This is a genomic window from uncultured Porphyromonas sp. (assembly GCF_934359325.1).
Lineage (GTDB): Bacteria > Bacteroidota > Bacteroidia > Bacteroidales > Porphyromonadaceae > Porphyromonas_A.
This window is the reverse complement of record NZ_CAKRLH010000063.1, coordinates 1-8,299: the sequence shown is the minus strand read 5'-3', so window position 1 is coordinate 8,299 and position 8,299 is coordinate 1. Positions and strand designations below refer to the sequence as shown.

Annotated in this window: 7 protein-coding genes; 3 read left to right on the top strand and 4 right to left on the bottom strand. The window is 60.8% G+C overall.

Annotation, left to right across the window (positions count from 1 at the left end; translation table 11 throughout):
• A partial coding sequence (msrA, locus tag Q0F21_RS03770; RefSeq protein WP_297237542.1) for a peptide-methionine (S)-S-oxide reductase MsrA occupies positions 1 to 458 on the bottom strand: 458 nt, incomplete at its 3' end.
• A complete protein-coding gene (locus tag Q0F21_RS03765) occupies positions 451 to 1,044 on the bottom strand; it encodes a lipocalin family protein (protein WP_297237540.1) in 594 nt (197 codons plus the stop codon). The genes msrA and Q0F21_RS03765, both read right to left, overlap by 8 nt.
• Positions 1,045 to 1,181: 137 nt before the next feature.
• Between Q0F21_RS03765 and Q0F21_RS03760 the strand changes: the two genes are divergently transcribed.
• Complete coding sequence (locus tag Q0F21_RS03760) at positions 1,182 to 3,092, top strand: U32 family peptidase (protein ID WP_297237538.1); 1,911 nt, start codon at positions 1,182 to 1,184, stop codon at positions 3,090 to 3,092.
• A gap of 61 nt (positions 3,093 to 3,153) precedes the next feature.
• Here the strand turns inward: Q0F21_RS03760 and gcvP are convergent, their stop codons facing one another.
• The gene (gene gcvP, locus Q0F21_RS03755) at positions 3,154 to 6,048 is read right to left on the bottom strand and encodes an aminomethyl-transferring glycine dehydrogenase (RefSeq protein ID WP_297237537.1); all 2,895 of its coding nucleotides are present in this window, start codon (positions 6,046 to 6,048) and stop codon (positions 3,154 to 3,156) included.
• Between the two features lie 305 nt (positions 6,049 to 6,353).
• The gene (locus Q0F21_RS03750; RefSeq protein ID WP_297237535.1) at positions 6,354 to 6,953 is read right to left on the bottom strand and encodes a phosphoribosylglycinamide formyltransferase; all 600 of its coding nucleotides are present in this window, start codon (positions 6,951 to 6,953) and stop codon (positions 6,354 to 6,356) included.
• A gap of 148 nt (positions 6,954 to 7,101) precedes the next feature.
• Here Q0F21_RS03750 and Q0F21_RS03745 point away from each other — a divergent pair, with 148 nt between their 5' ends.
• The gene (locus Q0F21_RS03745; RefSeq protein WP_018107099.1) at positions 7,102 to 7,350 is read left to right on the top strand and encodes an acyl carrier protein; all 249 of its coding nucleotides are present in this window, start codon (positions 7,102 to 7,104) and stop codon (positions 7,348 to 7,350) included.
• 200 nt (positions 7,351 to 7,550) lie between these two features.
• Positions 7,551 to 8,299: beta-ketoacyl synthase N-terminal-like domain-containing protein (locus Q0F21_RS03740; RefSeq protein ID WP_297237533.1), on the top strand; the 749-nt coding region annotated here is incomplete at its 3' end.

Sequence of the window (8,299 nt, the reverse complement as noted above, 5' to 3'; positions counted from 1 at the left end):
TCATCGGAGGGGTCGCTGTAGTAGATCCCGGTGCGGTACTGCGTGCCACGGTCGTTGCCCTGACGATTGACCGCCGTAGGGTCAATGGCGAGGAAGAAGGTCTCCAGCAACTTTGCCGTCGGCAGCACCTCCGGGTCGTAGACCACCCGAACGGTCTCGGCATAGCCCGACTTGTCGCCACAGACGATCTCATACGTGGGGTCGGGGGTATTGCCATTGGCATACCCCACCTCCGTCTCCACCACGCCACGGATCTGGCGGAGGAAGTGCTCCGTCCCCCAGAAGCAGCCGCCGGCGAGGTAGATCTCTCTCTTGTCTTCGCTCATCTCTTGCTCAGTTGTAGTCCCCTCATCTCCGCTTCCCCGGGCTGACAGACAGCCGCCGGTCAGCAGTGCGAGGAGGACGAAGCATACGGCAAGGAGCCTCGCCATCCTGAGGGGAAGTGATCTCTCACTCATCCGACTCCTCCATCTCTGGCTCCTCGGGACGCTCGCGGGTGCCCTGCTCGACCCAGACGAGACGATCGGTGTCGAATCCAAGAGCCCTCGCCTTGGAGACAAAGAGCTCCTTCACCTCCTCCGGCATCTCGGGTGTGCGGGAGAGAAACCAGAGATAGTCGGTGTTGCGACCCACGACGAGGGCATACTTGTACTCCGGATCTAGCTCAACGATGTTGTAGGAGCTGTAGAAGGGACCGAAGAAGGAGACCATCAGTCTCGCCACATCCGGGTCCTCGATCGTCTTAGCCTTGCCGATGGCATCGCACCACTCCTCCCGCTTGCGATCGTAGCCGCTATTGACGACCCGGATGGAGCCGTCGTCATTCATCGAGTACTCCGCAGTGGTATTATCGAGATCCCTCTCGAATCGGAAGTCAAAACGGGCGATCTCGTACCACTTGCCGAGGTAGCGCTCCAGGTCGAAGCCTCTCACTGGCCAAGCTCCCCGGGGCAGTCCCATGTTTTTCCAGATGTAGTAGTAAGCAGCAGCGCCGGCGGTGGCTGCGGTGCCCGCAAGGGCTATCAGTAGATCTTTTGCTTTCATATTTCTCTCTTGTGATGTGGACTCGGGCGTGGGTCGCCCGGAGATCCGTTGTTGATCATTCTTCTTCACCAAAGGTACAAAATTTGGACCATCGCCTGCACTCCCTGACTGAGGGGAGGAATGGTTACCTTTGTGGTATGAAGAAAAGCATCGAAATACTGGCGCCCGCTTCGTCCCTCGAGGGCGGTCGGGTGGCTCTATCGGCGGGAGCGGATGCGGTCTATATCGGGGCGCCAAAGTTTGGCGCTCGGGCCGCCGCCGGGGTCTCTCTCGAGGACATTACTACACTCGCTCGTGAGGCACACGAAGTAGGCGCACGGGCCTACGTGGTGCTCAATACGATCCTCACGGATGAGCAGCTCCCCGAGGCGGTCTCGCTGGCGTGGGATCTCTACCGTGCCGGAGCCGATGCGCTGATCATACAGGACATGGGACTGCTCATGGAGGAGCTGCCACCCATTCCCCTCCATGCCAGCACCCAGTGCCACAACGACAGCAATGCCAAGCTCCGCACCCTCGAGGCGCTGGGCATAGAGCAGGTGGTGCTCCCGCGCGAGGTGAGCACGGCGGATCTGCCGAGCCTGCTTGACGGGGTGGGGATACGGGTGGAGAGCTTTGTCCATGGCGCTCTCTGCGTCTCCTACAGCGGACGATGCTTCATCTCCGAGGCGTGCCGGGGTCGCAGCGCCAATCGTGGCGCCTGCGCTCAGTACTGCCGTATGAGCTACGATCTGGAGGATGCATCGGGGAATAAACTCCTCACCAGTCAGCACCTGCTCTCGCTGCGGGATCTCAATCGGACGGAGATCATCGAGGAAATGCTCGACCGGGGTGTCTCCTCACTAAAGATCGAGGGTCGGCTCAAGGACATCGACTACGTCCGTAATGTGACCGCCCACTACCGCCGAGTGGTGGATGAGATCATCGACCGACGCAGTGAGGAGTACTGCCGTAGCTCGTGGGGCGAGACGGAGCTCTCCTTTACTCCACGCCCGGAGCAGACCTTCTCCCGCCGCTTCACCGACTACAATACGCCGCTTCACCGTCCCATCCCGACTGAGAGCATTACCCCCTTTACCAATAAGAGTGTAGGGGAGGAGCTCGGCACGCTCACCGAGTGTCGGGGACGGGAGGTGGTGCTCCGACTCCGTGAGGGAGTAAAGGAGCTCAACAACGGTGACGGTCTCCTCCTCGTCTCTCCGGATGAAAAGGCGACTGCCGGTGCGCTGATCAATCAGGTGACGCCGCTGCGGGACGGGACCTATCGACTGAGGCTCTCCGGCTCGGTCGAGATGGCTCCTGGGGCAACGGTCTACCGAAACCTCAATCATCAGCTGGATCGGCTCCTCAGGCGTGACGATGCGTCGAGCCGAAAGGTTCCTATTGATATGGAGTGTGAAGCGATGCAGCAGGAGATTGTCCTCCGTGCCGCTGTCGCCGAAGCGCCCTCCGTTGCGGTGGAGGTGCGGAGAAGGATGACGCTGGAACCGGCGCAGAAGGATCCCTCGGAGAGGCTCACCGACACGCTCTCAAAGCTCGGCGACACGCCCTACCGCGTCGAACGACCTGAGCTGAGACTTCGGGGACTCTACCTTCCCCCCTCAGTGGTGACGGAGTTGCGGCGAGAGCTTATCGATCAGCTACGAGAGGCCTGTGACAGGGCGATGACCGAGGTGCGTGACCGCCGGGGAGAGCAGCTCCTGGAGCAGAGACGGGCCTTCCTCAGCCGGGTACACTCGCGGGAGGAGTCCGGTCTGCCGGAGAGGCTGGACTTTACCTATAATGTCGCCAATCGTCAGGCGGAGCAGCTCTACCGCCGTCTCGGCGTGACGGGAGAGATCGCCCCGGCGATGGAGGTGGCGATGCCTGAGGGACCGGTGCCGGTGATGTTTACCCGCCACTGCCTGCTCCATCGGCTGGGCTACTGCACCCGGGAGGGCAAGCGGCCGCCCTTTACGCTGCCCCTCTATCTCGTCCGAGGTCAGGAGCGTTTCCGCATCACCACCAACTGCCGTGCCTGCCTGATGACCCTTTGGCTCGACCGATAGACCCCGAGGGGGCACGACGCAGTTAGCGTCGTGCCCCCTCGTCGGTCTATATAGAGGAGGTTTACTTCTCCTCCTTCATTTCATTCTCCTTAGAGATCAGATCGCCGGCGGGGATGTAGCAGCAGACGAGGTTGCGGTCGCCGTAGCCGTCGTTGACGCGGGCGACATTGACCCAGTGCTTCCAGTCGTGGAGGTAGGGGAGGTCAAAGGCAGCCTTCTCCCTCGTGTAGGGGTGGCTCCACTCGTCGGTGGCCACCTCGTAGAGGGGGTGGGGGGCGTTCTTGAGGACATTGTCCTCCTTGTCAGCCTTGCCGTCCATGATCTCCCGGATGTCGGCGCGGATGCGCTTCATCACCTCGACGAAGCGGTCGAGCTCCTTGAGGCTCTCACTCTCGGTCGGCTCCACCATGAGCGTACCGTGTACGGGGAAGGAGAGCGTCGGGGCGTGGTAGTTGTAGTCCATGAGTCGCTTGGCGATGTCGAGGTCGGTGATGCCGACAGAGCCGAAGTTGCGGCACTCGACGATGCACTCGTGACCGACGAAGCCGGTCTCACCGCGGTAGAGGACACCATAGTCCTCCTGCAGGCGGGCGGAGAGGTAGTTGGAGTTGAGGATCGCTCCGGCGGTGGCAGCCTTGAGTCCCTTGGCGCCCATCATGCGGATGTAGGCGTAGGTGATGCCGAGGATGCCGGCGCTGCCGAAGGGTGCTGAGGAGACGGGGATGCGGTCCTCGCCATGCATCAGCGGGTGAGAGGGCTTGTAGGGCGCGAGCTTGCTCGTCATGCAGATACAGCCCTCACCGGGACCTCCACCGCCGTGGGGGATGGCAAAGGTCTTGTGGAGGTTGAGGTGGCAGACATCTGCGCCGATGAAACCGGGGTTGGTCCAGCCGCACTGACCGTTCATATTGGCACCGTCCATGTAGACCAGTCCGCCGCGGTCGTGGACGATCTTGAGGAGCTCACGGATGTGTACCTCGAAGATACCGTACGTACTCGGGTAGGTGATCATGGTGCCGGCGAGGCGATCCTTGTGCTGTTCTGCCTTGGTGCGGAAGTCCTCCACGTCGATCACGCCGCTCTCCGTCGACTTGACGATAACCGGCTCCAGTCCGGCGAGGGAGGTGGAGGCGGGGTTGGTGCCGTGAGCCGACTCGGGGAGGAGGATTACCTTGCGGTCCTCCTGTCCGTGGTCGATGAAGTACTCGCGGATGGTGCGTAGTCCGGCGTACTCACCTGCGGCGCCGGAGTTAGGCATAAAGGAGATGTCGTCAAATCCAGTGATCGTGCAGAGCATCTTGCCGAGGCAGTCGATCATCTCCAGGTAGCCCTCCACCTGCTCTGAGGGAGCGTAGGGGTGGATGCAGGAGAAGTGGGCATTGGAGAGGATGAAGAGGGAGGCGGCAGGATTGAGCTTCATCGTGCAGGAGCCGAGGGAGATCATCGAGTCGGCGAGAGAGAGATCACGCCGACCGAGACGGGTGCAGTAGCGCATCAGCTCGGTCTCGGTGTGGTAGAGGCTGAAGACCTCCTGCTGCATGAAGTCGCCCTCGCGACGGACCTTCTCATCCATCGCCAGCCACTCCGCAGGGATCTCCGGCACGTCGACCTCTGTGTCGGGCTTCTTCGCCTCGGTGAAGATGTAGAAAAGGGTGGCGAGGTCGCTCACCTCCGTGGTCTCATCGAGGGAGATACCGATGGAAGTGCCGTCGGCGAAGTAGCGGAAGTTGCAGCCGCTCTCCTCGGCGATGCGGCGGATGCACGCCACCTCCTCCTCAGAGAGGTCGACCACCTTGAGGGTGTCGAAGTAGAGCGTATTGGCCTGCTTGTAGCCGAGTTTCCGGAGCTGACGGTCGAGGACCACGGTGAAGGTGTGGATCCGTCCGGCGATGTCCTTGAGCCCCTCCGGTCCGTGGTAGACGGCATACATACCGGCGATGGTGGCGAGGAGTGCCTGAGCGGTACAGATATTGGAGGTGGCGCGCTCGCGCTTGATGTGCTGCTCGCGGGTCTGGAGGGCGAGGCGGAAGGCCTTGTGATCCAGACGGTCGACGGTCACACCGATGATGCGTCCCGGGATGATGCGCTTGTACTCATCGGTGGCGGCGAGGTAGCCGGCAGAGGGACCGCCGAAGTACATCGGCACGCCGAAGCGCTGTGAGGAGCCGAAGACGATGTCGGCGCCCAGCTCACCGGGAGGGGTCATCAGCACGAGGGACATCAGGTCGGCGGCGACGGCGACACGGACGCCGGCTTTCTTTGCCTTCTCGAGGAAGCTCTTGAGTTCGATCACCTGACCATTGTCATTGGTATACTGGACGACGGCACCGGCGAAGGTGTCGTCGAGGGTGATCTCTGAGGGGCAGCCGTAGACCAGCTCGCAATCCCACTGCGAGGCGCGGGTCTCGATGACGCGGCGAGTGGTGGTGAAGAGGTTGTCGGAGACGAAGATCTTTGTCCGGGTCTTCTGCTCATTGCGCTTACGGACATTCAGCAGCATAGCGCACGCCTCGGCGGCTGCGGTCGCCTCATCGAGGAGGGAGCAATTGGTCAGCGGGAGACGGGTAAGCTCGGTGATGACGGTCTGGAAATTGAAGAGCGCCTCCAGTCGTCCCTGCGACACCTCAGCCTGGTAGGGCGTGTAGGAGGTGTACCAGGCGGGGTTCTCGAGGATATTCCGCTGGATGACGGCGGGGGTGCAGGTGTCGTACCAGCCCATGCCAATGTAGGAGGAGAAGATCTGATTCTTCTCGCCCAGCTCATTGATGTGCTCGATCAGCTCGCGCTCGCTCATCGGCTCGGGGAGGTCCAGCTCCTTGTCGAGCAGGATATCCGACGGCATGACATGGTGGATGAGGTCGTCGACGCTCTTGACGCCGATGGTCTCGAGCATCTTCTTCCTCTCCTCGGGGTCGGTGACGCCGATCTCGCGGATGCTGAAGTCAGTTGTATTCATGAATCGATAGTGTAAGTATTTGATTAGATGATTTTTAGTGGTAAAAAGGGTCGAAGCCAAACTCCGACAGTGTAAAAGTAGCCATTTTCCCTGAGAGAAGAAAAAGAAGGCGGGCTCTATCGGACAAGTCGGACGGGTCGGACGGGTCGGACAAGTCGGACGGGTCGGACAGGGGCGATGGGTCAGCTGAGAGGGGTCTCGAGGAGGGGAAAATCTATTACCGGTATTAGTGCGCACTAAACCCGGTATTAGGCGCGACTAATACCGGTAATAGATTTCTCCCTAAAGGGATGGGGTTGGTCGGACTATCGGTGGAGGAGGTGCTCCTCGCGCTTCGACTCGATCCAGCGGGCTACGATGCGGGGGTAGTGGTCGCGCTCGAGGAGGTGGATCTTGACGGCGATCTCCTCCGGCGTCTCCTCCGGGCTGATCTCGGTCCGCGCCTGGTAGATCGTCCTCCCTCGGTCGTACTGCTCGTCGATCTCGTGGATCGTGATGCCTGTCTCTCGCTCGCCGGCGGCGTGGACCGCCTCGTGTACGTGCATGCCGTACATCCCCTTGCCACCGTACTTGGGCAGGAGGGCGGGGTGGATATTGAGGATCAGGCCGGGATATGCCTCGAGGAGGAAGTGCGGTATGAGCGCCATGTACCCGGCCAGCACGATCGCCTCCACCTCCCGCTCGCGGAGGTAGGGGAGCAGCACCTCAGGGTCGGCTAGCTCCGCGCGGGTGAAGTACTTTACCTCGATCCCGAGCCGCTCCGCCCGGTGACGGACGTAGGCGTCTCTGCGATTGATCACCACGCAGGCGACGGAGAGTGCCGTCTCCGGGTGTGCGGCGAGGTACTCGGCGATCTGCTCCATGTTGGTTCCGTTGCCGGAAGCGAATATTGCTATCTTTGTCATGGTATGAAAATGCACGAACTTGTTTGCTTGTGCAAATAATACGTATCTTTGCATAGTCTAAGGGTGAGGTGTGCCGTGCGCCTATCTCATCCTCAGGAGACAAAGGTACGGTTTTTCAATACTTAATCACTAAATAAGAGATACCAATATGACACGTGACGAAGTCGCAAAGAAGGTAGAGGATATCATCATCGATAAGCTCAATGTAGATGCCTCTGAGGTAAAGGACGAGGCAAACTTCACCCTGGACCTGGGCGCTGACTCTCTCGACACCGTGGAGCTGATCATGGAGTTTGAGAAGGAGTTTGACATCAAGATCGAGGATGACGAGGCACAGAAGATCCAGACCGTCGGTGACGCTGTGGACCACGTCCTCGAGGCTGTCAAGGATCGCTGATCATCGATCACCGGAGCCTCTGCACGAGAGGTCTCTACCGCGGAGAGGGCTGTCCCGCTGATGGTACTGCTCTCCGTCCGCCTGACAGATCATAGGGGGTGCGTCCGTCGCTGCGGACCCATCCCCTTTGCTCGTAGGGGGAGTGCGAGATGATGAATGGTGTCCGAATGGACCTCACTACGCAAAATATCAGACATAATATGGAGCTCAAACGAGTAGTCGTCACCGGTATCGGCGCTGTCACACCGCTGGGAAATGATGTGCCATCGACGTGGGAAGCGGCCAAGGCGGGTCGCAGTGGCGCCGGTCCGATCACCCTATTTGACCCGGAGCACTTCAAGACGCACTTTGCCTGCGAGGTGAAGGACTTCCGGGCGACCGACTTCCTGGATCGTAAGCTGGCAAGGAAGTGCGACCGGTACACCCACTTTGCCCTCGTCGCAGCAAAGGAGGCGATCGAGGACTCACAGCTCGACCTGGAGCGGGAGGATAAGGACGAGATCGGTGTGGTGGTCTGCAGCGGCATCGGCGGGATCAGTTCGCTCGAGGAGAATCTCCTGGGCTACGATGCGGAGAAGGGACCGCAATTCTCCCCCTATATGGTACCTAAGCTGATCAGCGACATGGCCGCCGGGCTGATCTCGATCGAGTATGGCTTCCGGGGACCAAACTTCGGCACCGTCTCCGCCTGCGCCTCCTCGACCCACTCGATCATCTCTGCGGTCGATAACATCCGCCTCGGTCGCACGCCAGTCTGCCTCGCCGGTGGAGCGGAGGCGGCGATCAGCGTCAGTGGGGTGGGAGGATTCAATAGCCTGCAGGCACTCTCGACGCGCAACGACAGTCCGGACACCGCTTCGCGACCTTTCTCCAAGAGCCGCGACGGCTTCGTCCTCGGTGAGGGCGGGGCGATCCTGGTGCTGGAGGAGATGGAGCACGCCGTGGCGCG